The following is a 24,541-nucleotide window of genomic DNA, read 5'->3' as shown; positions in this document are numbered from 1 at the left end:
TCTAGCGCACCGTTGCGCCGATCGACTTCCAGAGCGGGATGTCTCCCGCCAGAAATTGACTCCGCAACGGGGCTTCCTCGTTTTTCACCTTTTCGTAAGAACCCGTAGAAGACAATTCCCTCGCCTTCACGTTATCCCGCAGGTTCATCTCCAGCAAGTTCATCAGCATATGCCTTAATGCCGGATCGTACACCGGGCACATCAACTCGACTCTTCGGCTTAAATTCCGGGTCATCCAGTCCGCGCTGGAAATATACACCTCTTGCTCGCCGCCGCCGCCTATCGCGAGAATTCTCGCATGCTCCAAATAGCGGTCCACGATGCTGATCACCCGGATATTGTCGCTCAAGCCCGGTACGCCCGGCCGCAAGCAACAAACTCCCCGCACGATCAATTGAATTTTGACTCCCGCCTGCGAGGCTTCATACAGCTTATCGATCATCGATTGGTTCGAGAGGGAATTCATCTTGGCGATAATGCTCGCCGGACGGCCCGCAAGCGCGTGGCCGATCTCGCGATCGATCAGCTCGAATAGCTTCGGCTTCAAGCCTACCGGCGCAACGGCGAAGGCCGACCATAAGTGCGGCGTAGAATACCCCGTCATCTCGTTAAAGAGCGCGGTCGCATCCGCTCCGATATCCGGATGGCTCGTGAAGAGTCCCGCGTCCGTATACAGGCGAGCCGTGTTCTCGTTATAATTGCCCGTTCCGACGTGCACGTATCGGCGAAGGGTATCCGCTTCCTTGCGTACGACAAGCGTAATTTTCGCATGCGTTTTTAGTCCGACCAAACCGAACACGACGTGACAGCCGGCCTTCTCCAGCTGTCTCGCCCAAGCGATATTGCGAGCCTCGTCGAACCTGGCCTTGATCTCCACCACTACGGTAACCTGTTTGCCCGACTCCGCCGCCCTTGCGAGCCCTTGAATAAGCACCGAATTGACGCTCACCCGATACAAGGTCATCTTGATCGCAAGCACGTTCGGATCCGCCGCGGCTTCCAGGATAAAGTCGTCGACCACTTCGAATGACTCATACGGATGGTAGACAAGGACGTCTTTCTCGCGAAGCACGGACAACATGTCTTCCGCTTCGTCGAATTCCTCCGGATATACCGGTTCGTGCTTAGGGTACCGGAGATGCTCGTAGTTCGGCAAACCACCTACGAACTTGGACAAAAATCCGAGATCGAGCGGGCCTTCGATTTCATCGAACCCTTCGTGCTCCATTTCCAGCTCGTCCTGCAGAAGTTCGAGCGCGTCTTGATGAATTCCCTTCTCCACCTCGAGCCTTACCGGAAGCCCGCGCCGTCTGCGGCGCAGCTCCTTCTCGATTTCCTGGAGCAGGTCTTCCGCGCCTTCCTCGTTCGGCGTTAAGTCCGAATTGCGCGTTATCCGGAATGCATGGACCGCTTCGGTCTTATATCCGCTGAACAAGAGACCGATGTGCTCCTTGATCAGATCCTCCAGCAGTAGATAGCTGAGTTTCCGGCTATTCTTACGTCCGGGTACAATCACCGTCCGCGCAAGAATCGAAGGCACTTGAACGATCGCGCAGAACGTCTTGTCCTCGTCATCGTCCGAAGAATCGTCCTCCTGCTTTAGCACGACCGCCAAATACAGTTCTTTGCTATGCAAAAGCGGAAACGGACGGCTCTGGTCGACCGCCATCGGCGTGAGTACCGGGTAGATGATTTCCTTGAAATAGGTCGTTAGCGCTGTTTGTTGCTCAACGTTTAATTCGGCGAAAGTCGTTAACGATACGCCTTCCTTCGCTAACAGTCGCAGTAACTCGCGATACGTTCGGTACTGTTCGCGAACCATCCTCGCCGTTTTTTTCACCAAACGCGTAATCAAGCCTTGCGGCGTATATCCCGTGAAGTCGGTTTTCGTATAGCCCGCTTTACTCTGCGCCTGCAACCCGGCTACCCGAACGCTCATGAATTCGTCCAAGTTGCTCTGCACGATCGACAGAAACTGAAATCGCTCTAGAAGCGGCGTTTCCGGATCCTCTGCCTCTTCCAGCACGCGCCTATTGAACTCTAGCCAGCTTAAATCCCGGTTAATGTATTTTTTGGCGCTAGTCACGATACTTCCTCCTGTTCGTATTGCAAGCGACGGGAATCTGTCCTTTTTTCCCATTCCTTATTATTATGTCTTTCGATTGTAAACCAGACGTTAACATAGGGTTAATCTCGGGTTAAAGCTTGATAGGCCTTAAGCCCCTGCACGCCGGATCAAGCGATCTTACCAGCGATCCGGGCCGCGACGAATCGTGAACCGTCCGCTTCTCACGAGACGCTCTAACCAGCGGTACATCACTAAGCGATAGATCGGCCGAGTCAGCGGAAAAATCATCGTCAAACCTACGATATCCGAGATAAACCCGGGTATAATTAACAAAATTCCGCCAACTAGCACGCATAATCCTTCCAGCAACGTATGACCCGGAACTTCTCCGGCTTGCATCTGACGTTGGGCCTGTTGCCATACTCTGCGTCCTTCGGTCTTAATAAGCCATGAGCCTAGAACGGCGGTAGCGACGATTAGCAAAAATGTCGGCATTCCCCCGATCCATTTACCCACTACGGCGATGCCCCAGATTTCGAGCAAGAGAAAAATAACAATCGGCGCAAGCAGCTTTCTTGGCATGATACCCCTCCTGTTCCTCCGTCATTCCGACGGAGTCGAGTCCGCAAGCTTAGTCATTTCCGCGTACCACTCCGGCGCTTCCCGCGAGAAGCGAACCGGCTTCCATTCCTTGTTCACCCACACATGCCGCGTACGACCGACTACGAGCGGTTGCCCGGGAGGCTCATCGCCTTCGAAGTAAAGCCCCAGCGTCTCCGTCAGATTGCCGCTCAACACGCGGGATTCGAAACGAACGCGAACGCCGGTCATTTCCGCCACTTGGGTGCACACCGTCACCCAGTCGTCGTACAGCGCCGGCTGCTTAAACGAAGCTTCGACATCGGTAACCGGAAGCAGCAACCCGCGTGCTTCCATTTCTTTGTAGGCAATTCCCGCCTGCCGTACCCATTCCGTCCTGCCGATCTCGAACCAGTTCAAGTAATTGGCGTGATAGACGACGCCCATTTGGTCGGTCTCCTGGTATCTGACGCGAAGCGGATGCAAAAACCATTTCCCCACCTCAGTAACCTCCCTTGCTCTCTAAGTATACAAAAATCCCCCACAGCGACGCTGCGGGGAATATTTCGTATTGTAGCCGTTTAAATTACATAACTCTGGCTTGTCCGGAGTAGATGACGCCATGCTCGGCGTACAACGTAACTTCCATGCCGTCTTTAAGCAGGCTTACCGCGTCCTTCACGCCCACGATAACTGGAATGCCCAGGTTTAAGCCTACGACTGCCGCATGGCAAGTAATGCCGCCGCATTCGGTAATAACCGCGGAAGCTTTCTCGAACGCAGGCATATATTCTTTGTCGGTCGATGGAGCGACGAGAATCGCGCCGTCCGTCATCTTGCTTAACGCTTCTTCGGGCGTGTTCGCGATCACGACTTTACCGGTCGCGCTTTGCGAGCCGATGCCTTGACCTTGGGCGATAAGCTCGCCGACGTTGTGAATCTTGATCAGGTTCGTCGTGCCGGAGCGCCCTACAGGAACGCCGGCCGTAATAATGATCGTATCGCCAAGGCGAACGAGTCCGGAATCGATGGCGCCTTTCACCGCGATTTCGAACATTTCGTCCGTCGTCGTCGCCGATACGCCTTTCACCGGGTTAACGCCCCATACGAGCTGTAGGCGACGAAGAACTTGATCGACCGGAGTTACGGCAATGATCGGAGACTTCGGCTTGTATTTGGAAATCATGCGAGCGGTATAGCCGCTCTCCGTGGAAGTCACGATCGCTTTAGCGTCCAGATCCAACGCAGAGTTGGCCACAGCTTGACTGATCGCTTCCGTTACGGATGTTTGTTGAGCGTTCGCTTGTTTCGTGAAAATCTCGCGGTAATGCAAAGCGGATTCCGCGCGCACCGCGATACGGGACATCGTCTCGACGGACTCGACCGGATATTTACCCGCAGCCGTTTCGCCCGACAGCATGATCGCGTCGGTGCCGTCGAAGATCGCGTTCGCGACGTCGGAAGCTTCCGCGCGAGTCGGACGCGGGTTGCGTTGCATGGAATCGAGCATTTGCGTAGCGGTAATGACCGGTTTGCCGGCGCGATTACATTTCTCGATCATCAGCTTCTGCACAAGCGGAACTTCCTCGGCCGGAATTTCGACGCCAAGATCTCCGCGCGCAACCATCAATCCGTCGGACACTTCAAGAATCTCGTCGAGATTGTCTACGCCTTGCTGATTCTCGATTTTAGAAATGATGTTGATGTAACGAGCGTCGTGGCGCTCGAGCAATTCGCGAATTTCGAGAACGTCACTTGCGCGGCGAACGAAGGATGCGGCGATGAAGTCGACGCCCATCTCGATGCCGAACTTGATGTCTCCGATATCTTTTTCCGTAAGTCCAGGCATCGAAATCGCGACTCCCGGAACGTTAACGCCTTTTTTGCTCTTGATTTGGCCGCTGTTGACGATCTGGCACTTGATTTCCGTGCCTTGAATGTCTACGACCGTTAGGCCGATCAAGCCGTCGTCGATCAGAATGGTCGAACCGACGTTGATGTCGCTCGGCAATTCCTTGTACGTAATCGGAACGCGGTTGATATCGCCTAGGATATCTTCGGTAGACAAGGTGATGTACTCGCCTTGTACGAGATCTAACGGCTCTTCCTTCAATTTGCCGAGGCGAATTTCAGGACCTTTCGTATCGAGTAAAATCGCAACCGTTTTGTTCAATTCCTTGGACGCTTGGCGGATCACGTTGATCCGGTTGCCGTGCTCTTCGAAGTCCCCGTGGGAGAAGTTCAGACGGGCGACGTTCATTCCGGCGGTAATCAGTTTCTTGGTGTTCTCGAGCGATTCGCTGGATGGACCGATCGTACAGACGATTTTCGTTTTACGCATGATTTCTTTTTCCTCCGTTTACCTGTCCAATGTCGCATTTATATTGAGCTATTCAAGCTCAGCGGTACCGAAACGTCCGACTTTGCGGAACTTCTGGTACCGGTCTTCCCTCAGTTGGTCCGGAGTCATTTGCTGCAGTTCCTGCAAATGGCGCCAAAGTGCTTCCTTGATCGCTTCGGCTTGCATCCCTTTGTCGCGATGGGCGCCGCCTTGCGGCTCCGGAATAATATCTTCGATGATCTCGAACGCTAGCAAGTCCTTGGCCGTGATCTTCATCGCTTCCGCGGCTTCATCGGCCTTGGACGCGTCCTTCCACAAAATCGAAGCGGCTCCGTTCGGCGAAATCGCCGAGTAGATCGCATTCTCGAGCATAAGCACGCGATTGCCGACGCCTAACGCCAACGCGCCGCCGCTCCCGCCTTCCCCGATTACGACGCAGATGATCGGCACGCCGAACGTCGCCATCTCGAGCAGGTTGCGGGCAATCGCTTCCGATTGGTTGCGCTCCTCGGCCGTATTGCCGGGATAAGCGCCCTTCGTATCGATAAACGTGATGATCGGACGTCCGAACTTATTCGCTTGCTGCATGAAACGTAAAGCCTTGCGGAAGCCCTCGGGGTGAGGACTGCCGAAGAAACGCTGAATATTGTCCTTCGTATCCTTGCCGCGCTGATGGCCGACGATCGTAACCGGAACGCCGTTCAGCTTGGCAAGACCGCCGACGATCGCCAGATCGTCCGCGAATACGCGGTCTCCATGCAATTCGATAAAGTCCGTAAACACCAGATTTATATAATCCAGAGACGTTGGACGCTGATGATGGCGAGCCATGTGCATAATCTGCGCCGCGCTCATATTATCGTAAATCTCGGATTCCAACTGTTTGTAGCGTTCTTCGAGCCGGCCGATTTCATCCGTGAAGTCGATTTCCTTCTCGTTGCCGAAGTGCTTCAACTCGTCTATCTTTTTCCGTAATTCGGCGAGCGGCCTCTCAAAGGGCAGTTCACTGGACATCGGCCGGCTCTCCTTTCCCTGAATGCATGTCTAGCAGCTTGGTCAGCAGCGCCTTCATTTCCTTGCGATGAACGACTTTGTCCAATTGGCCGTGCTTCAAGTTGAACTCGGCCGTCTGGAAGTTTTCCGGCAATTTCTGGCGGATCGTTTGCTCGATGACGATTCGGCCGGCGAAGCCGACGATCGCTCCCGGTTCGGCCAGATTGTAATCGCCCAGGCTAGCGAAGCTTGCGGATACGCCGCCTAACGTAGGATCCGTGAACACGGAGATGAACAAACCGCCATCGGCCTGGAACTTGGCAAGAGCCGCGCTCGTCTTGGCCATCTGCATCAAGCTCAGAATGCTCTCTTGCATCCTTGCTCCTCCGGACGTCGAGAAGAAGACAAGCGGAACCCGCTTCTCTGTAGCCTTCTCGATCGCGCGAGTTACCTTCTCTCCGACTACGGAACCCATGCTTCCGCTGAAGAAGTCGAAGCTCATGACGCCGAGGACGACGGGATAACCGCCGATCTCTCCTTCTCCGGTGACGACCGCGTCCTTCAATCCGGAGCTTGCCTTCTGTTGTTCCAGCTTGGCGGCGTAACCGGGGAATTTCAGCGGATCCTCGGAAATCAGATTTTCGTCAATCTCAAAAAGACGCCCCTCATCGAGCGTCATTGCGATGCGCTCCCAGGCGTTCAGACGGAAATGATGTCCGCAAGCGGAACAAATCTTAAGGTTTTTCTCCAGTTCCTTGCTGAACTGAATCGTACCGCATTTCGGGCAACGGTTCATTAACCCTTCGGGAATATCCCTCTTCGTACGTTCCGAGGGAACGACGGCATATTTTTTCTTCTGAAATAAATCCTTGAACACAGCGACACCTCTCAAGCGATAAATGGCGACCGTCAAGCTATAGGCATCGAACTGGATTACAGGTGCAGAATGCTGCCTAATACCTCTTGCACTTCCCGCACTTCGCCAGAAGGGACCAATATTTCGTATTGCGGCTTGGTTAGATTAAGGGGGCGTACCTGTACGAGGAAGCCTTCTTCGGTAAGTCGCTTCTGTATACGTTCTGCGATCTTAGCGGTCGGCGCGATGTAGATGACCGTCCACATGAAGATGTACCCCCAATTTCATCGTTCTTAGCGAGCTTGAACGGTTAATCCTACCTAAGTATAAAGAAAAGATAAAGAAATCATAGCACACAAGGCGTGAGACTAGCAACCGAATAGGTTAACCGGACGTTCCGAGAACCCCCGAAAGTCAAGCCGCGAACGGGATAATGTTAGCTTTCCGAACGTAAGGGAAGCCAGTTCAGGACGTTTTGGATCTTACTGTCCCAATATTCCCAATTATGATCCCCGGATTCTTCTTCATAAGTAAGGGGCAGCCCCAAGTTCAGGCAATGGTCGCGAAAACGAACGTTATCCGCATATAGGAAATCCTCGGTTCCGCAGCATTGATAGAGGAGCGGAATCGGACGCTTGTCCACGACGCTTTCCGCCAAGGCGAATAAATCCGTCGAGGACCCGGCAACGGATTCCGGTTGCCCAAGCGCGAGCCTGATGTCTCCCGCGAAATTCTCGACGACGAGACGATGAACGTCCGTCGCTCCGGACAAGCTTGCCGCGGCGGCGAAGCGCTCCGGATAAGAAAGGCCCAGCTTCAACGCTCCATAACCTCCCATAGACAAACCGGCAACGAAATTATCCCGGCGCTCGGCGGACAACGGGAAGAAAGAACGGGCTATTCGCGGCAATTCTTCGCCGACGAACGTCCAATATTTCGCGCCATGGCTCATGTCCGCATAGAAGCTGCGATTAACCGCGGGCATGACGACCGCGATGCCTTTGGCCGCGGCGTAGCGTTCGATCGAAGTCTGGCGGGTCCATGCCGTATGGTCGTCCGACAGACCATGAAGTAAATATAACGTCGGGTGAGGACCTGTTTTGTGATCGGGAAGGATGACGTTCATGGAAACTTTGATTTGCAACGCTTCCGAATCGAATTGACATTGAAAGAAAGCCATAGGGTGCGCACTCTCCGCTCGTGGATGTTGATAAATCGCCTCTATTAATCTATCAAATCGCGCGAGTCATTCAAAGACTTTTTTATCGCCCGCTAAAGATCGTCACCTTCGGCCGCAAACGGCTTATCGGGTAACGACCTCCTTTATTTGGCGCGAATGCTGCCCGTGCCGAGTAACTTCTCCATCTCTTCGACCAATTCCGGCGTCGGATCGACTTTGTACTCGTCGCTCAACGCGACGGTGCGCCGTTCCCGTTCGTACCGAAGCACGGTCGGCAATTCGCCCGGATGCGATTTAAGCAAAAGCTTCAATCGAATAAGCGTTGCGGGTTTCTCGTGCGGCTCGTCGATGCGGATATAGACGCGTTGCGGAACGGGCGGCGTTTCCTGCTTCGGTGGTTGCGACTGTGAGACCGCCTGAGGCCGCGTTGAAGGCATCCTAGACTTGTAACCCTGCGAAGCGTTCGACGATGCGTACCCGCTCCGTAGCCCCCCTTGAACGAATCGCCGTAGCCTCTCCACTTGAGACCTCAAGTCGGCAGCATCCAACGGGAAAATATCGTCGGCGAGCAGCTTGTAATCCTCGTCTCCTTGCTGCACTTTGGCGCGAACGAGGATAAGAGCGCCCTTCTTGGCGATGGCCGCCGCTTTGGACCATACCGTCGGGAAGGCGACCAATTCCGCGCCCATGATCCGATCCTCGATCTCGAGGAACGCCATCGCCTGTCCCTTCTTCGTCACGAACGGTTTGAGCGATACGATCATCCCCGCGGTGAATACGGTAGCCCCGTCGGCGGAGTCCGCGATATCGACCAAGCGGTCCAACCGGAGCTCTTCCATTAATTCATCGTAAGCGTCCAAAGGATGGCCGGATAAGTATAGGCCCATCAACTCGCGTTCGAGCTCCAGCATCTGCGTCTGAGAGTACGGAGGCACGTTCGGAAGCTCGATGTTCCAATTCGGAGACTCCTCGAAGTCGAACAACTCGATCTGCAGCTCTTCCCTCTCTTTGCGCCAAGCTGCCGCAGCCGCGAGCGTAGGCTCGAGAGCGGCGAGTTGCTGCGAGCGGTGCCCCGGCAACGATTCCAACGCGCCGGCCTGCACGAGCGATTCGACGACGCGCTTATTGCATACTCTCGGATCTACTCGCCTGCAGAAATCGCTCAAGCTCTCGAACGGACCGTCCTGCCGTTCCTTCAGAATACTGTCGATCGCTTGCGTACCGACGTTCTTCACTCCGGCGAGCCCGAAACGAATGGCTCCTACGTTCGCGTTATCGGAGTCCTCATCGGAGCCGGATGGAAGGATCGGAGTGAACAGCACTCCGCTCTCGTTCACGTCCGGCTTCCGTACGGGAATGCCCATGCGGCGGCACTCGTCCACGTATTCCGCCGTCTTGCGTTGATTCCCGACGACCGAAGTCAACATGGACGCCATGAACGCTACCGGATAATGCGCTTTAAGGTAAGACGTCTGAAAAGCGAGTACCGCGTAAGCCGCCGCGTGCGCCCTTGGAAAACCGTAGTCCGCGAAACGGACGATCAGGTCGTACACGCCGTTCGCCGTCTCTTCGTCATAACCGAGCGTTAAACTGCCCTTCACGAAAAACTTCCGCTGCTCGTCCAGCACTTCCCGTTTTTTCTTGCTTACCGCTCTTCGCAGCAAGTCGGCTTCTCCCAACGTAAATCCGGCCATCGTCGAAGCGATCTGCATGATCTGCTCCTGATAGACGATAATGCCGTACGTATCCGATAGAATCGGTTCCAGATTTCGATGCGGATATTCGACCTCGACCAAGCCGTGTTTCGCGCGAATGAATTGCGGAATGAACTCCATTGGCCCCGGACGATACAAAGCAAGCACGGAGACGATATCCTCGAACGAGTTCGGTTTCATCTCCTTGAGAACGCGCCTTACCCCCGTGGACTCGAGTTGGAAAATCCCCGTCGTATCTCCCCTGCCTAGAAGCTCGTAAGTTGGACCGTCCTCGTATGAAACTTCCTCCCAACGCAACTCTCGGCCGGTCTGCTCCTTGATCGAAGCCAACGAGCGTTCGATGATGGACAGCGTCCGCAAACCCAAGAAGTCCATCTTAAGCAATCCGACGGCTTCCAGGTTCTCCATCGAATATTGCGTCAGCGGAACCCCGTCGGTTCCTTCTTGCAACGGCACGTAGTCGGTCAGCGGATCGGACGAAATCACGACGCCCGCTGCATGCGTCGAAGCATGCCGAGGCATGCCTTCGACCCTTCTCGCCATCGCGATCAGTTCCGCCGCTCTCGTTCCGCCTTCCGCCAGCGCCTTAAACTCCGAGCTTTCCTTCATGGCCCGTTCGATCGACATTCCCGGAGCCGCTGGTATGAGCTTCGCGGTCTTGTCCACGTCGCCGAAAGGCAGGTTAAGCACCCTACCGACGTCTCTGACCGCGGCTCGCGCTGCCAACGTTCCGAACGTAATGATCTGCGCGACGTGCTCCGCACCGTACTTCGCCACGACGTAACGAATGACCTCGTCGCGCCGTTCGTCGCTGAAATCGATATCGATATCGGGCATCGTTACCCGCTCCGGATTCAAGAACCGCTCGAATAGCAGCTTATGCTTGATCGGATCGACGTCGGTAATCCGGAGCGAATACGCAACCAAGCTACCCGCGGACGATCCCCTTCCCGGTCCAGTTACGATGCCGTTTTCGTGCGCGAATCGAATAAAATCCCATACGATCAGGAAGTAATCGTCGAACCCCATCTCTCCGATGACGCGCAGTTCGTAATTCAGCCGGTCCTCCGCTACCTTGCGGAAAGCCGGTTCCTCCCATTCCGGGAGGGAACGATAACGCGCGAGCAATCCTTTCCCGCACAACTCCTTCAAGTAACTTGCGGCTGACTGTCCTTCCGGCAACGGCGAGAATGCCGGTAAAATATGCTTGCCGAACTCGAGTTCCAACGAGATGCTGTCGGCAATTTTCACCGTATTCGCGATCGCTTCGGGCACATGGCGGAACAAGCCGGCCATCTCGTCCCCGGTCTTCAGGAACAGCTGGTTCGTCGATATTTTGAACCGGTCCGGGTCGTCGATCGTCTTGCCCGTCCCGATGCACAGGAGCACGTCTTGCAACGAATGGTCATCATCGCCGACGTAGTGGGAATCGTTCGTCGCGACAAGCGGAATACCGAGCTCCTCCGACAGCTTGATCACGTTCGCCGTCAGTTTTTTCTGCTCGAGAATGCCGTGATCTTGAATTTCCAAGTAATAATCGTCGCCGAACAATTGCCGGTAACGGGACGCCGTTTCTTTGGCCGCTTCATAGTCGTCGTCCATCAGCTTGCGCGATAATTCGCTGCTCATGCAGCCGCTAAGGCACACGAGTCCCTCTGCATATTCGGTGAGCACTTCGAAGTCGATCCGCGGACGATAGTAGAACCCCTCCAGATGGCCGATCGAAGTGAGCTTCATGAGATTCCGGTAGCCGGTCTCGTTTTTGGCCAGCAACGTGAGGTGATAGATCGGTTGCTCCTTGCGGGACTGCCTCTCGTGACGGGAGCCGCCCGTCATATACGCTTCCATTCCGATAATCGGCTTGATTCCGTGCTCCAGGCACGCTTTATAGAAAGGAACGGCGCCGTACATGACGCCATGATCCGTAAGAGCTAATGATTTCATGCCAAGCTCGGCCGCTTTGGCCGCCATTTCCTTAATGCGAGCCGCGCCGTCTAGCAAGCTGTATTCGCTATGAACGTGAAGATGAACGAAGTCGCACATGATTATCCCTTCTTTTCCGCCGAACTCTCTTAACTGAATTGTATCATAAGGGCACAGGCACGTCCCATACATATGATAGTGAAGACAAACCACGGGGGAATGAAAATGGACGATTTTTTGACGAAAGCGGCATTCAGCTTCTTCATCGCGTTCGGAATCGTGCTCGGGGGTGCGTTATTGGCCGGACTCGGTTCGGTATTCCTGATGACCCCGCCTAAGGAGAAAATGCTTCAGGTCGCGGGAAATTTGAAAATATGGGCGTTAGTGGCTGCGGTCGGCGGTACGATCGATCCGATCCGGGTCATCGAGTCGAATATGGTGAGCGGATACTTATCCCCCGCTATGCAACAGGTAGGTTACATTATGTTCGCGTTCCTCGGCGCCCATCTCGGGACGGAGCTCGTTCATTGGCTGTATAGCCACGGGGGGTGAGTTTCGGCCATGCGGGTTCCGACCTTCGATAGATTCCGGAAGTTTATGCAGGCGTTGGCGTTTTTCGTATGCGGCATGATCGTGGGGAGCGCGGTTTTTAATGTTTTGAAGAACGTAATGTACGAGAATGTCGCTTTGGAAAATATCAGGTTGAAAACCCAGCTGTCGACGATGGAGCAGGACTTGAAATTCGCGCAGCAATCGCATAAAGAGAACGTCATCTCCCAAATCAAAATCATATTTCTACAGGATTCGGAGAAAACCAAGTCCAAGCTCGATATTCTAACGGAAACACGACTTAAGACGCAACTGAAAAATGACCTTAAAATTTTCCTCGGACGAAGCATTTACGAGATCGACTCGGACTCCAAGTTCGCGCGCATGTTGTTAAGCAAAAAGACTTACGACATCGAAGAAACGCGCTACAGAGTCGTACTCGATACGATGCTCGTCGTCGACGGTACGTTACAGGTGTGGGCTTCGGCCGAGAAAGGACCGAGAACCTGAACCGTTCCAGCCTCAATTTCAACTATAACCTCAACCTCAACTTCAACTTCAACCTGCATTTACTACAGACGAAATCGGCTTCTTGGCGGTAACCAGCTCTACAACCTGCAAAAAGTACAGCAGTTTTACGTCAAATCGGGAGTTTGGGGCGAAAACCGGCATTTCACCTGTACAAAATGCAGGTGGTTTGGCGAAAAGGCGATCTCCCCCTAAAACACCTGTACTAAATGCAGGTGCGTCATGCCCTGAGCGAGCGGGATAATGGCCATACGAGGTTGTCGGCGAGCCCACTGAGCGAGCGGGATAATGGCCATACGAGGTTCTCGGCGAGCCCACTGAGCGAGCGGGATAATGGCCATACGAGGTTCTCGGCGAGACCACTGAGCGAGCGGGATAATGGCCATACGAGGTTGTCGGCGAGACCACTGAGCGAGCGGGATAATGACCATACGAGGTTGTCGGCGAGACCACTGAGCGAGCGGGATAATGACCATACGAGGTTGCAACAAACGAAGAGGAACGCGGCTCGGCGGACGAGCGCGTTCCTCTTCGTTTATGTTACAATAGTTGGCGTTACGACAATTCAGAAGGAGTTGCTAATTCAAATGGAAAACTTTATGCAATGGGTGCTAGGAGTCCTCATCGTCTTCACCTGCTGCTTGTCCGTGGTATATAGCTTCAAGTCCCGCCGTTCCACTGACCGTCGCATTAGCGGCTTGAACGCGTCCCGCATGAACATCAGCATGGGCTTGATGCTCATTTTCATCGCGATCATCCAGATGTTCATGTTCACCGGATCTTCCGTACGCGTCGTCGTCGGCGCTTTATTCTTCTTGCTCGGCGTCTTTAATCTGTTCGCGGGGATGCGTAATCACTCGCACTTCTCGCGACTATCCCAATAGTACGGAGGCGCTCGCCGCCGCCCGCGATGATTCCCTTAGACCCGGCTCCTAAGCCGGGTCTATCGTTTGTGCGGTCAGCATCGCTTTCGCAACGGTTTCTCCGTCCTGGACGGCTTGCACTTCGACCTTGACATAGCGCCGGCTCGCTTCGATTATCTGCGGCACGAGAGACAAGCTGGATTCGACGGGAACCGTGCGCAGGAAGTAGGTCGTCATGTTGTCGAGGACGTGCTCCCGCTTGCGCAGATCCTCTACCGCCCGGCTCGCCGCTTGTTGCATGAGGGACGTGAGTACGCCTTCGGAGATCGTGCCGAGCGGACCCGACATCTGCGGCGTCGCCAGGCCGGTATAATACGGACGCCCTTCCTCATCGCGTTGTTCAGAAAAACCTCCCCACATGAGAGCGTCGAATGTTTCTCCCAAATGCGCAGGACGATTGGCGAATTGCATCGCCCGTAGCACCTCGCCTCGGTTGATCGCGCCGACCAACTTGCGCTGCCGATCGACGACGGGAAGCAACTCGATACCTTCGGACACCATCCGGTGCGCGGCCGAAGCGACCGGCGTACTCAACGTCACGGTCATCGGCCTGCGGGTCATTAGCTTGTCCAACGTCTGGTCAGAAGCCGCGCCAATGACGTCCTTAGAAGTGATCATGCCGACGACCCGGTTCCATTCGTCGGTAACCGGAAATCGGCTGTTCCCCGTATCCGCGCTAACCTTGAGAAAATCGGCTACGTCCGACGATTGCTTCAGAACGCCGTTGCGCGAAGCCGGCGTTGGCTCGAGCAGATCCGCGATCATCATGATCTTGCGCTTGATCAGCCTATCGTACATCGCACGGTTGATCATCGAAGCCACGGTAAAAGTATCGTGACGGCAGGTCAGAATCGGCAGCTCCCGCTCGTTCGCGAGCTCGCGAACTTCTTCGCTCGTACCGAAGCCCCCCGTAACAAGCACCCCCGCTCCTTGCTCGATCGCGATCCGGTGCGCGTTCTCCCGGTTACCCACGATCAACAAGCTCCCCGCGTCGATGTACGTGATCATTTCGTCAAGCTCCATGGCCCCGATAACGAACTTATGGAGCGTTTTCTCCAACCCTTCTTGTCCGCCCAGCAAGCGTCCTTGAACGATCTCGAGCACTTCCGCGAACGTAAGTTGCTCCGGATTGCTGCGCCTTTTTTTATCGACGCGCACCGTTCCGATCCGTTCCTTCGTGTTCACCAAGCCAAGCTGCTCGGCCTCCTTGATAGCCCGATAGGCCGTTCCGTCGGAGACGCCGCGTTCCTTCGCCATCTGGCGTACGGGCACCTTCGTGCCGACGGGAAGCTCTCGGATATAATGAAGAAGCTGTTCGTGCTTCGATAACTCGTTAGTAGGAATATCGTTTCCTGGCATGCCTTCGCCCGCTTTCCCGATATGCGATAAATAAAGTTATTTATTCCCATTCCATTGTGACCGAATCGATTCGCCGTTATGCCGCGCGAGCCAATTCGCTCCTTTTTTATTCGGCGAGGAGCCGGGGAAACCCTTTAATTCCGTAGTTGCTTCAACTGGTATTGTACCGATCAAAAAGCCTTCTCCCTCGCACCTGTACAGGAAGCGAAGTAGAAGGCTTGCGCCAGATATACCGGGCCAAGGAGATCCCATGTGCCGTCTTAGATCTTTAGCTCCCCGAGCTTAATAAGCTCGACAACCGCTTGCGAACGACCTTTGACATTCAGCTTTTGCATCACATTCGAGATGTGGTTGCGGACCGTCTTCTCGCTGATAAACAACTGCTGCGCAATGTCGCGGGTCGTCTTATCCTGCACTAGCAGTTCGAAGACTTCGCGCTCCCGATTGGTGAGTAGGAATTTGCTTTTATGGTCGCTGCCTTTCAACGTTTGTCACCCCTCCTTGCCCGGGAATGTGTGATTACAAGGTATAGGGATACAGTCAACTTTATCATATGAAAGGGGTTTTCTTGTGGTGCGGAGGTCAAAGAAAATGGGCACGGAGATTTCCGAACGCGCAAAAAAGCCGCAAACAAAGGCAGTTGGCTGCTCTCCGTTCACGGCTTAACTTCCTTTTCCTTGTTAGCGATGGTGAGTTCCAGACGAGGCAGGGAATACTCGCTCGACTAGCGCGTTGAATTCGGATATGAAGCCTTGGAGCGAGTGGCCTTTTTTCACGTCGTTCGCATAGCCTTCCATCCGCTTCGTAAAATCAGGATTCGCGGAAACATAGACGTGCTGGACGGAAGGCGAGAGCGATTTGATGCGATTCGCGATTTTGTCCTTCATTCCGGATTCCACTGATTTTGCGCCGAGCTGCGTTTTGCCTTTTTCTTTCACGGCGACGTACGCGTTATGTTCGGTTAAGATGACGTAAGCCGAAGAGATGCCCGGCATGGACGAAATCTTTGCCGCTACTTTGTCGCTTAACTGGAGGTGAGAATTGTCGTGCATGCCGACTACGTTATTGTTTTCCCGCCGTTCGCCATACATCCTGTTCTTCGCGTTATCTTGATCGCTGGCGAATCTCATCTTTGTCATGCCTTCGCCCCGGACGGCGTTCGGACGAATATTTTTGTTTCCTAAATCTCCTGTCTTGCCCATGCATCCCGTTAACGCAATTGAAGAACCTAAGATAACGGTAGCAAGAATAAACATTCTAATCAAGCTTCTACGCATGCTAAAATGCCCCCTTAGTCGATTGGCTCAACGAATTCCGCCAATGGGTAGGGTGCCCTGAACTGTTTATTTTATTCAGATTCCGGGTGCTTTTATCATAAGTAGGCCGATCTCCGAGACATATTGATGGGTGGCGTCAGAAATCCGGAGAAAACTGACTGAAAAACCTTGCTTTATTAAAGGGCGTTTTCATAAATACTTAGAATGATATAATCAATATTTAAATTACTTCATGACCTGGTCATTATTTCTGATAATACCCTCCATAGCTGCTTGCATAAATATGCATTAATAATTTTGAGCTTTATAAACTGAATAAACTTACTCCAAACATAAAAAAGAAGCAGGCTCGAACCTGCTTCTACAAACACTCCATTAGCTTAAATTAGTGTGAGCAATTTCCTGTGACGTTTAATGAATAATTTCATATCAGAATCAGTTTCAACTCGTTGCTCTACTGGAATAGGAACTACCAAAATTCCGTCATCTATAGACCGAGTAATACTACATATTTTACTTAAACGAATTCGCTAATTAATTACCCCTCCTTTGACTTCACTAAATTTATTAGTACCGTAACTGGATTATTCCTTTATCATCAGTTTATTGCGACAAGCCTCCTTGATTGGTGAAACACATTGGTTTGGAGAGATACCATATGATTAGCTGTGTTAAGGCGTTCAGCGTGATCCAGACAAGTATCATATCCTTCCAACATCCGTATGACCTTTATAATTTTACGATGAGCCCTTGTGCATTATTAATTGAATAACCAAAACATTCAGCTAACGATTCAGCAATTCCATGATCATAATGGCTCAAACGAATTCTATGTATCGTATTTCCCCAGGTGTGTCCATGAGAATTTCTCTTCATTATAAATAATAGAAATATCATTCACATAAAAGTTTACTTTTATACATCTGAATCTAGACTAGAAAGTGGACAAGTGCTAACAGCGATCCGGCCTACTACTGCGTGTTTCTTGTGGCCCAATTGATTACGTGTCTAACGACATAAATGTGTGGACTAGTGTATTTGTGTTGATGGTTTTATGGCTCGCTGAATAGCTATAACTCTAAGTATTCGTTGATGGTTTTGAGATCTTATTCGTCTTGTTCGTCTCGTTCATTTGGTTTGTATTCTACATCCCAATAGTCGTCTTCAGGTCCCCAAGGATTATTACTTTCATCAACATATATTCTGCAAACCTTAGGAAAAACATCATATTTCAGATCAAGGAGTTCCCACAGCAAATGCCTATCCTGTTTAGATAAATCCTGAATATCAGTCATTATTGACTCTATACTCTTTTTCATTGGTAGAACTCCCTTGCTATTAGGTATCCGCAATAGAATCCCCCTATTATTCCTTAACGAACGTTACGCATCCATTTCTGCATTCCATCAAAAAATAAAAAAAGCCTAAATTAGTCATCGTAGCCGTCGAACGCCTCTCCTGCATCCTCCTCACTGGAGTAGTTACACAAGATCTCACTGTATAAATAATTCAACATTTCATGTTCTAGTTCTGCTTCTTCTTCATATTCTTTGTCCATCGTTGTACTCCTTTTTCAACCGCCACTCGTCGATTTTTTGTTTTCGCGGTGAGTAGCACTGTTGGCATAAGGTTTGAACCCACCTTAAATCCCTTCGCAAGACTCCGGCTGCGCCGCAACTTTCGCACACAGTCGTTGAACTGATCTTCCATTTTTGCACAATCTTTGTAACTTCCTGATGAAGCTCGGAACGGTCGGGCTTTGCCTGAAGATCGCGCCCATCAAGAGAATCAATGGCGTGAATACCAGGGTCATAATCTACACGATGGTAATGAAAACGTAATTGCCCGAACTTTTCTTTTACTCGATCAACAACGATGTCTACAGGCAACCCCGCACTTTCGTAAGCCTTGGCAACTTCATGGCAAAGTCCGCGGAGCACTTCATACCACCCGTCCCCAACCTCACACCCGAAAGCACCAAATAAATCCCGTATTTCGCCACTTTTCTCCTGTTCTTTATAACTGTTTCCTCTCCTCATGAACGGAAATTCATTTGCCAGCTTTTCTTCTAGTTCTTCTCTCATAGTCATCCCCGCATTCATTTGTCTATTCTGTGCATAGCGTCCTCCAAATCCTCCTCTGCCTTTCGAATAAAGACTGCCGTACTAGAAATGAATTTTAAGCTTCCATCTTCATTGCGCACTCGCCTAACGCTTCCCACCATTTTTTTCTCCACAAGTTTGTTAAATGATTTTCCCAAGCGCGCTCTGACCATTGATGGCTTTAAATTTGCATTCTCTGCTTTTGCAATACATATTTCTTTAAAAGAAGGCAAGTCGAACAATATAAATTCCGCATTTAACGGTCTAATTTTTGCTTCTGCGATAAGTTTGCTTAATGCCGCTTCGTAATCAAAAGGATCTTGTAAGTACAAACCTTCAATCAGACTGATTAGATATACATTTACTGTACAGTTATGTCGCCCAGCGTCATTACTTAAGAGTTCAAATAGGTCATCATTGATTGACAAATTTATACGTGCCATACAAAGCACCTCCCAATATATACTTAGTCAAAATGTGATTGTACAACCGCCCTGCACTTAGTATTATAGGATGATTGTGAAAACATGTAAAGCTATAACGGAGCGGACTTTTCGAGTCTGGGAGTCTAATGCTTTATTTTCTCAATCTACAAATCAGTCTACAGAGGGCTACCGCTAATGCTGTGCGGTTGAACAGTACAAGTTCTTGTCCCGAATCGAGAAACAATGTTAGTTCTTGTCCCGAGGAAAGGACATGAACCTATATCCATAAAATAAAAGCTCCACGGTGGGCGCGGAGTCTAATAAATGTATGTTCTTGTCGTTCTACAACTGTTCCGTGTTACTGGTGTTGAATAGTGACCGCTTTGTCCTATTGCTCTTACTGGATCTCCAACTTCTTGACGAACTTCGTTGTAATCAAAAGTGCCAAAAATAGTTACGCTGATGCTTTAAACCAGTTGTTGTTTAACTGTAGCTACTGGACATCGCGACAATGTCTTTAGATTTGCGTCGTTAGAGTACAATGTCCCCACTTTTGTGTCCTTGGACAACTACAAAAAAGTCTTTAACTGATTCATGATTCAAGGTATTAATCAAAAAACAACAGCACTCAGCAAACCATATGATCCGCAAACTACCAACTTCGCCAATAACACATGAATCATCCTTTCCACCTCCTTACTAAGTGGGTTTAATATACAATAAGCCGCCAAAATTAGAGGATATTATTATCCCTTGCTTGATGGGTGCTAACCTACCATATTCATATAAATCCTATTAATCCGTACCTACCCCGACCGAAAATCGTTGTACTGAAATCCAAGCAAAATCGAAAGTAGGTTGCAAAGACATGATTTATCCGTACTCTCTTGACTTCAATAAAGTCATCAAGTTGATAAATTTCACAACTTACATTCCAAAACGTAATATGCGAATTCGACTGCCCCTTACAGTATTTTACATTGTTTGATATACTTAAAACAAACTAGTGTTCGCATAGGGAGGGGCGAAGTATGCATCCATTGAATGAACAGATTTTCCACTTCTTCGAAGACGAAGTGCCCAAGTATTTCGAAGAACAAAATTTATCTCCTGATATTCGATGGGAGCAAATTTCGATGAGTCAAATGGTTGTGAGGAGTTTAGAAACTAAGATTCCTACATCCATTGAAGCAAAAGTAGGTACAGGAAAAACTCTTGCATATTTGTTTCCTCTTCTCGCCTGGAAAAAGCGAACCGGTTCTAAAGGCCCTGCTATAATAGCTACGTCTTCGACCAACCTGCAGGAACAAATTCTGAATAAAGATTTACTCTTGTTAAGAGAATTAGGTTATTCTTATACGGCTGTTCTTGCAAAAGGCAGCCAGCAATACTTGTGTCAGTATAAATTCCAAAATAATAAATACAAACTTAAAAAACGCATGTCAGAGGGACAAATAAATGAACTTTATAAGTGGATGAATTCCACTCGCTCTGGTGATCGCAGTGAAGTTGGCGACTTAGATGACCAGACTTGGAAGTTAATAAATATTGAATCGACGCAAGATTGCACATATTGTCCCTTAATCAACGAATGTAAGTATTGGAGAACAAGAGAGTCTTTCCAAGATAACAATAATGACTTCATTATAACGAATCACGGTCAATTACTGCAGGACCTCAGGATGAGATATGAAAACCCGTACAAGTTATTATTTTCAACTCATATTTCAGCGATTGTAATTGACGAGGCTCACAATCTTGAACATGCAGGAGTTGCTTTATTCAGTAGCAGGTTTCGTATAAACGAATTACAGCTCACACTTGAAAGAATTTTCTCTGACAGTAAACTGATCATCTCCTCTGCCAAAAAGGAAAGCTATTTAAATATGGTCTTACGATTTATATCAGAAATAAAATTTGTACTAAAAACCCTTGATGAAACACCATCAAGAATTGCGTTACCCGATTCAAGCCTTTCGACAGCGAATCAACTTAATTTGATTTTTAAGGATCTTAAAGACACCATGCATTTGCAAATCAAAAATGAAAATAATCCTTTATTTGAAAGAGTCGAACGTTGTATTGATTTCACATATGACATCCGATCGAATGAGTTCATTACTTGGTTTGAACCTGAGCAAAGCCAGGTTGTAACTTTACCAAGAGAAGTTTCTCAAATTACCGGTGACCTGCTCTCACATCAATATTCCGATAAACAAATACCATTTATTATGACATCGGCAACACTGTCTTCGAATAAATCATTTGATTATTTTTTTAATGGAATTGGCCAACTTGGAAGTGATTATTTTAAAAGGGAGCTGCCTAGCCCCTTCGATTATAAGCGTCAATCACTCTTGTATATCCCAGAGGACCTCCATGATTACAAAAGAAATAGTGTTACCGATGAATATTTTAAATCTGTTGATAATAGGATCGAACAATTGCTTACCATCACAGACGGACATGCTCTTATCCTATTCACTTCACATGAGCATATGGAACGAAGTTATCGAAACTTATGTTCAAAATCACTTTCTTGGAAGTTGATGAAGCAAACAGATGGTAGCAAGGAACATGTCTCAAAGATGTTCAAGGAGAGTACTGATTCATGTGTATTGTTTGCTACTGGAGCATTCTGGGAAGGGTTTGATATTCCAGGTGCTCAATTAATAAATGTAATAATTGTCAAGTTGCCATTTTCTCCAGAAGATCCATATTTAGCATTTAAGAAAGAAGAGGCGGCTAGTAAGGGACTAGATCCTTTTAACGTAGTCAATGTACCTGATATGATTATTAAAATGAAGCAGGGATTCGGAAGACTTATCAGATCCAAAACCGATTACGGAATAGTTTCTATTTTGGATGGTCGGGTTTTGGATAAAGCGAGAAGCTATGGTCAGCAATTGCTTAGTGCTCTCCCAGAACTTAACTACACAACATCGATATCACAAGTTGAAAGCTTTGTGTCGTCGATCAGAACTTCCTCCTTTAATTATCAAGTACACTATCGAAGAGAAATGGTCGACTTCATTCCTCTACCTGAAACTTCTGAGCCCAAAAAGGAAGAAAGAAGAGCGAGGGTCGTAGGCACTATTCATGCAACAAAGAAAGTTCCTCAATTAAAGCAAAAATTCACATGTTCCATATGTGGGAAAGATTTCTTTGAAGTTAGTCAACCAGAAAGCTGCCTTACACCTAGATGTACCGGTGTACATCTAATCCCAGGATACAAACAAATGATGTAACACGGCCGAAATCACACAACGGTGCAAGGAAATTTTCATTTCCCACGCATCTGGTTTCAGAATCAATCCTAATATGCTTAGCCTTAAAAGATTTTACTTCCCATCTCATCTTGCTTTCTAACTCTAAAAATTATAAGATGTTTTTGAACATTTTGGTTGTACCCGGCGTAGGTTGGATTCCTACACTCTCATTCCTAGCGGTTCTGATGCAAAGCAACTGGTTCTTAGGTAGTTTGATTTCTGGACTTATAAGTTCCTCGATTGCTAACCTACTCTTTTTGCTTCCAAAGAAAGGAATGGTGCTAATGAGCGCATTCGTATTTACGTTGTCCCTGGTTGCATGTGGGGAGTTACGATAGCCGGTATGATACAGCTGTGCCAGGGGCACGACACAAACAACGCCGTCCAATCGGACGGCTTTTTTTAATTTTCCGGTTCCCTTTTTAGCATTGTCCTCATTTTGATAATCGGGAATCGGTACACATTCTTGACATTATAAATTGTCAAGAATGTGTACCGATAAAGTGAAAAACCCACGATTTACACGGGTTGGAATCAGTATTTATTCTTGTCATCCGACAGTCCAGCGTGATATTCAACGTCTTCAATACAAGCGTTACTTTGTTTGAAATCTGCTTTACGGATTAACGATGCCAACCGGCTGTTCTTTCTCCGTGACCACTCCAAATCAACCAGAAATCCAAAACGCTCTTCAAACGAAAGAGCCTGAAAAGCGGGTCTAACAATTGATTTTGGTAAGACTCTGACATGATGGAAAAGCGTATTTCTTGGAGTTTGTTTAGGGTCAATTCTTGCACCATTGTTATGCCCTCCCGTAATGATCTGCGCCACGAATGAATCCGTGGCTCTCAGAAGAGAGTGGCGTTGCTTTGGTTTCCGAATGTACTTCAAGCCGATCCTGCCCGGTAGTTAAAATCGTCTTGATGCTCCGGAAGCTCGGCCTTGGCGTACAGGATAATGCTTTAGCAAAAGCCGCTTCAAGGCGAGCCACACCATGTTTGCCGGCAAGCTTAAGGAGCGCCATGCAACTTCTGTAGCCCTGCTGCTCAAATTTATGTGAAGCGAGAATTGCTTGGACAGAGGCGGCAGTAGGGGCCAACGCTTTGTGCCCCATGAGATGAATCGATTAGCGTTCCACTGGATGAATTTCTTATAATTCTTCGGCATGTGATCTTCCCCCATGAAGGCGCGGATGGGAGTAAACGCGGTTATTATTGAAGAAGATCTCGATAACGTTGCGAGTTAATCGTACATAGAATTCGACAAGTTTATAAAGCGAATGCGTCGCGCATATGGAGACTTCCGCGATTGTCGCGTTATTGAATTTCAAGATGAACGCGGTCGTGGGGCGTGTATTATCACTGTATCTACGCGGTTTTGAGTTTGTGAGATACAACAGGTCAACTTTGTGTCGTGCTTTTACGACGTAAAGTTGACCTGTTTATCGTTTTAGTAGGAGAAGTTAACATGTTTGTCTTCTCTTACTTCTGCTAACACATAAAAAATCCAAAACTATCGCTAACCCATCAGTGAGAAAGAAGGTCACGTATGCAATTCTTGCTGATATCCTGTTTATAGTCGTCAGGTTAACTGATACAGAAAGAAAAATCAACGAAAACCTGCTGCCGTTTTCCTCATCCGGATACTGTAGCTGAACTACGAACCAACATCGTCCTCACTTTATTTGCATAGAGAATATTGCAGTGCTGTCTATAGATCGACATTTAATTTACTCAAAATAGATAAGTATAACCATCCAATAATCTTACAAATATGGTTATTTTTAAAGAGTTAGGTTAATACATAAATGTGTTTTCATAAAGAACTCTCACCTTCTTGATGAAAACAAGAAACAAAGAAAGGAGCGGTAGTAAGCAAAGTTTGTTTATTCGCTTCGGTTACTTCTTTTAATATTTATTTCTATTAATTGTGATTCTGCTAGGATTTCAAATTTTACTCAATATTAGATTATGTTGATCTTCAAGATTTATGCATACTATTAAAAATGTGGAGGTTAAATTGCTAAATGGTGAAATCTATTTTCCATACTCAAAAAGTTTTGTTTCTTTCCATGATCTTGATTTTGTGTTTTTCATCGGTAGCTTTTGCCTATAAAAGTAGCTCTTATCCAATAAGGCCGGATAAAAATGGAGCTTATGACGGAGTATATATTGATGTTTATAAAAAAAGCAATGCAGTAGTGACCTTTAAAGCTTACGGCGTGCATACTGGACAAAGTGCACACATAAAATTTGTATTATATAATGCTAATAGTGACGTAGTATTCACCAAAGACCTTGGTGTTGGAGATGTGGATGGATTCTTTACTTTAAAAGATTTAGCAGTAGGGCGCTATCAGCTTATGTGGGAATCCCTTACCAGTAATGAAACTAACGGTTATTTCTATGTAACAATGGATGATGGAGCTGGGTACGTATTTCAATAAAGTTAATC

At 49.0% G+C, this 24,541-nt stretch carries 22 protein-coding genes; 5 read left to right on the top strand and 17 right to left on the bottom strand.

The window, feature by feature from the left end; all coding sequences use genetic code 11:
- Position 1: 1 nt before the first annotated feature.
- From ppk1 to D7Z26_RS06855, 9 genes are all read right to left on the bottom strand, one after another.
- Entirely contained in the window at positions 2-2,140 is a 2,139-nt protein-coding gene (gene ppk1 / locus D7Z26_RS06895) for a polyphosphate kinase 1 (protein ID WP_120975337.1), read from the bottom strand.
- Between the two features lie 105 nt (positions 2,141-2,245).
- A complete protein-coding gene (locus D7Z26_RS06890; RefSeq protein ID WP_120975336.1) occupies positions 2,246-2,650 on the bottom strand; it encodes an FxsA family protein in 405 nt (134 codons plus the stop codon).
- 21 nt (positions 2,651-2,671) lie between these two features.
- A complete protein-coding gene (locus D7Z26_RS06885) occupies positions 2,672-3,148 on the bottom strand; it encodes an acyl-CoA thioesterase (RefSeq protein ID WP_120975335.1) in 477 nt (158 codons plus the stop codon).
- 85 nt (positions 3,149-3,233) lie between these two features.
- Complete coding sequence (pyk, locus tag D7Z26_RS06880) at positions 3,234-4,988, bottom strand: pyruvate kinase (RefSeq protein ID WP_120975334.1); 1,755 nt, start codon at positions 4,986-4,988, stop codon at positions 3,234-3,236.
- Between the two features lie 48 nt (positions 4,989-5,036).
- Positions 5,037-6,002, bottom strand: coding sequence for an acetyl-CoA carboxylase carboxyltransferase subunit alpha (locus D7Z26_RS06875; protein ID WP_120975333.1), 966 nt, complete (start codon positions 6,000-6,002; stop codon positions 5,037-5,039).
- Complete coding sequence (accD, locus tag D7Z26_RS06870; RefSeq protein WP_120975332.1) at positions 5,992-6,858, bottom strand: acetyl-CoA carboxylase, carboxyltransferase subunit beta; 867 nt, start codon at positions 6,856-6,858, stop codon at positions 5,992-5,994. The genes D7Z26_RS06875 and accD overlap by 11 nt, the downstream gene beginning before the upstream one ends.
- A 56-nt stretch (positions 6,859-6,914) precedes the next feature.
- On the bottom strand, positions 6,915-7,103 hold the full coding sequence (locus D7Z26_RS06865; protein ID WP_120975331.1) for a glutamate decarboxylase: 189 nt from the start codon (positions 7,101-7,103) through the stop codon (positions 6,915-6,917).
- 170 nt (positions 7,104-7,273) lie between these two features.
- Positions 7,274-8,017, bottom strand: a complete 744-nt coding sequence (locus D7Z26_RS06860) for an alpha/beta hydrolase (RefSeq protein WP_120975330.1) — start codon at positions 8,015-8,017, stop codon at positions 7,274-7,276.
- A 143-nt stretch (positions 8,018-8,160) separates the two neighbouring features.
- The gene (locus D7Z26_RS06855) at positions 8,161-11,775 is read right to left on the bottom strand and encodes a DNA polymerase III subunit alpha (RefSeq protein ID WP_120975329.1); all 3,615 of its coding nucleotides are present in this window, start codon (positions 11,773-11,775) and stop codon (positions 8,161-8,163) included.
- A 105-nt stretch (positions 11,776-11,880) separates the two neighbouring features.
- On the opposite strand from D7Z26_RS06855, the gene D7Z26_RS06850 reads away from it, so the two are divergent.
- The 3 genes from D7Z26_RS06850 (at position 11,881) to D7Z26_RS06840 (ending at position 13,616) form a co-directional block, all read left to right on the top strand.
- Positions 11,881-12,207 (top strand): YtrH family sporulation protein, encoded by a 327-nt coding sequence (locus D7Z26_RS06850; protein ID WP_120975328.1) that lies wholly within the window; start codon positions 11,881-11,883, stop codon positions 12,205-12,207.
- Positions 12,208-12,216: 9 nt separating this feature from the next.
- Complete coding sequence (locus D7Z26_RS06845) at positions 12,217-12,714, top strand: hypothetical protein (protein WP_120975327.1); 498 nt, start codon at positions 12,217-12,219, stop codon at positions 12,712-12,714.
- A gap of 605 nt (positions 12,715-13,319) precedes the next feature.
- Positions 13,320-13,616: a YtpI family protein gene (locus D7Z26_RS06840; RefSeq protein ID WP_120976468.1), complete on the top strand. Its 297-nt coding sequence runs from the start codon at positions 13,320-13,322 to the stop codon at positions 13,614-13,616.
- A 48-nt stretch (positions 13,617-13,664) separates the two neighbouring features.
- On the opposite strand, the gene D7Z26_RS06835 is transcribed toward D7Z26_RS06840, so the two are convergent.
- The 7 genes from D7Z26_RS06835 to D7Z26_RS06810 all read right to left on the bottom strand — a co-directional run bounded on the left by D7Z26_RS06835 (position 13,665) and on the right by D7Z26_RS06810 (position 18,836).
- A complete protein-coding gene (locus D7Z26_RS06835; RefSeq protein WP_120975326.1) occupies positions 13,665-15,014 on the bottom strand; it encodes a DRTGG domain-containing protein in 1,350 nt (449 codons plus the stop codon).
- Between the two features lie 260 nt (positions 15,015-15,274).
- Positions 15,275-15,499 (bottom strand): helix-turn-helix domain-containing protein, encoded by a 225-nt coding sequence (locus tag D7Z26_RS06830; RefSeq protein WP_019422432.1) that lies wholly within the window; start codon positions 15,497-15,499, stop codon positions 15,275-15,277.
- Between the two features lie 195 nt (positions 15,500-15,694).
- Positions 15,695-16,291 (bottom strand): YhcN/YlaJ family sporulation lipoprotein, encoded by a 597-nt coding sequence (locus tag D7Z26_RS06825; RefSeq protein ID WP_120975325.1) that lies wholly within the window; start codon positions 16,289-16,291, stop codon positions 15,695-15,697.
- Between the two features lie 1,106 nt (positions 16,292-17,397).
- Positions 17,398-17,610, bottom strand: a complete 213-nt coding sequence (locus D7Z26_RS06820; protein ID WP_120975324.1) for a hypothetical protein — start codon at positions 17,608-17,610, stop codon at positions 17,398-17,400.
- Between the two features lie 110 nt (positions 17,611-17,720).
- Positions 17,721-17,849 (bottom strand): hypothetical protein, encoded by a 129-nt coding sequence (locus tag D7Z26_RS27915; RefSeq protein ID WP_267900982.1) that lies wholly within the window; start codon positions 17,847-17,849, stop codon positions 17,721-17,723.
- Positions 17,833-18,375 (bottom strand): hypothetical protein, encoded by a 543-nt coding sequence (locus tag D7Z26_RS06815; protein ID WP_147423837.1) that lies wholly within the window; start codon positions 18,373-18,375, stop codon positions 17,833-17,835. The genes D7Z26_RS27915 and D7Z26_RS06815 overlap by 17 nt, the downstream gene beginning before the upstream one ends.
- A gap of 14 nt (positions 18,376-18,389) precedes the next feature.
- Positions 18,390-18,836 (bottom strand): hypothetical protein, encoded by a 447-nt coding sequence (locus tag D7Z26_RS06810; RefSeq protein ID WP_120975322.1) that lies wholly within the window; start codon positions 18,834-18,836, stop codon positions 18,390-18,392.
- Positions 18,837-19,849: 1,013 nt separating this feature from the next.
- Here D7Z26_RS06810 and D7Z26_RS06805 point away from each other — a divergent pair.
- Positions 19,850-22,066, top strand: a complete 2,217-nt coding sequence (locus tag D7Z26_RS06805; protein WP_120975321.1) for an ATP-dependent DNA helicase — start codon at positions 19,850-19,852, stop codon at positions 22,064-22,066.
- Between the two features lie 555 nt (positions 22,067-22,621).
- Here the strand turns inward: D7Z26_RS06805 and D7Z26_RS06800 are convergent.
- Positions 22,622-22,918: an IstB-like ATP-binding domain-containing protein gene (locus D7Z26_RS06800; RefSeq protein WP_199731675.1), complete on the bottom strand. Its 297-nt coding sequence runs from the start codon at positions 22,916-22,918 to the stop codon at positions 22,622-22,624.
- Between the two features lie 1,195 nt (positions 22,919-24,113).
- Between D7Z26_RS06800 and D7Z26_RS06790 the strand changes: the two genes are divergently transcribed.
- Positions 24,114-24,533 carry a hypothetical protein gene (locus D7Z26_RS06790; RefSeq protein WP_120975319.1) on the top strand — a complete coding sequence of 140 codons (420 nt, stop codon included), beginning with the start codon at positions 24,114-24,116 and terminating at the stop codon, positions 24,531-24,533.
- Positions 24,534-24,541: the final 8 nt, after the last annotated feature.

Source organism: Cohnella endophytica (assembly GCF_003628305.1).
GTDB classification, from domain to species: domain Bacteria; phylum Bacillota; class Bacilli; order Paenibacillales; family Paenibacillaceae; genus Cohnella; species Cohnella endophytica.
This window is presented reverse-complemented; position numbering and strand designations above follow the sequence as displayed.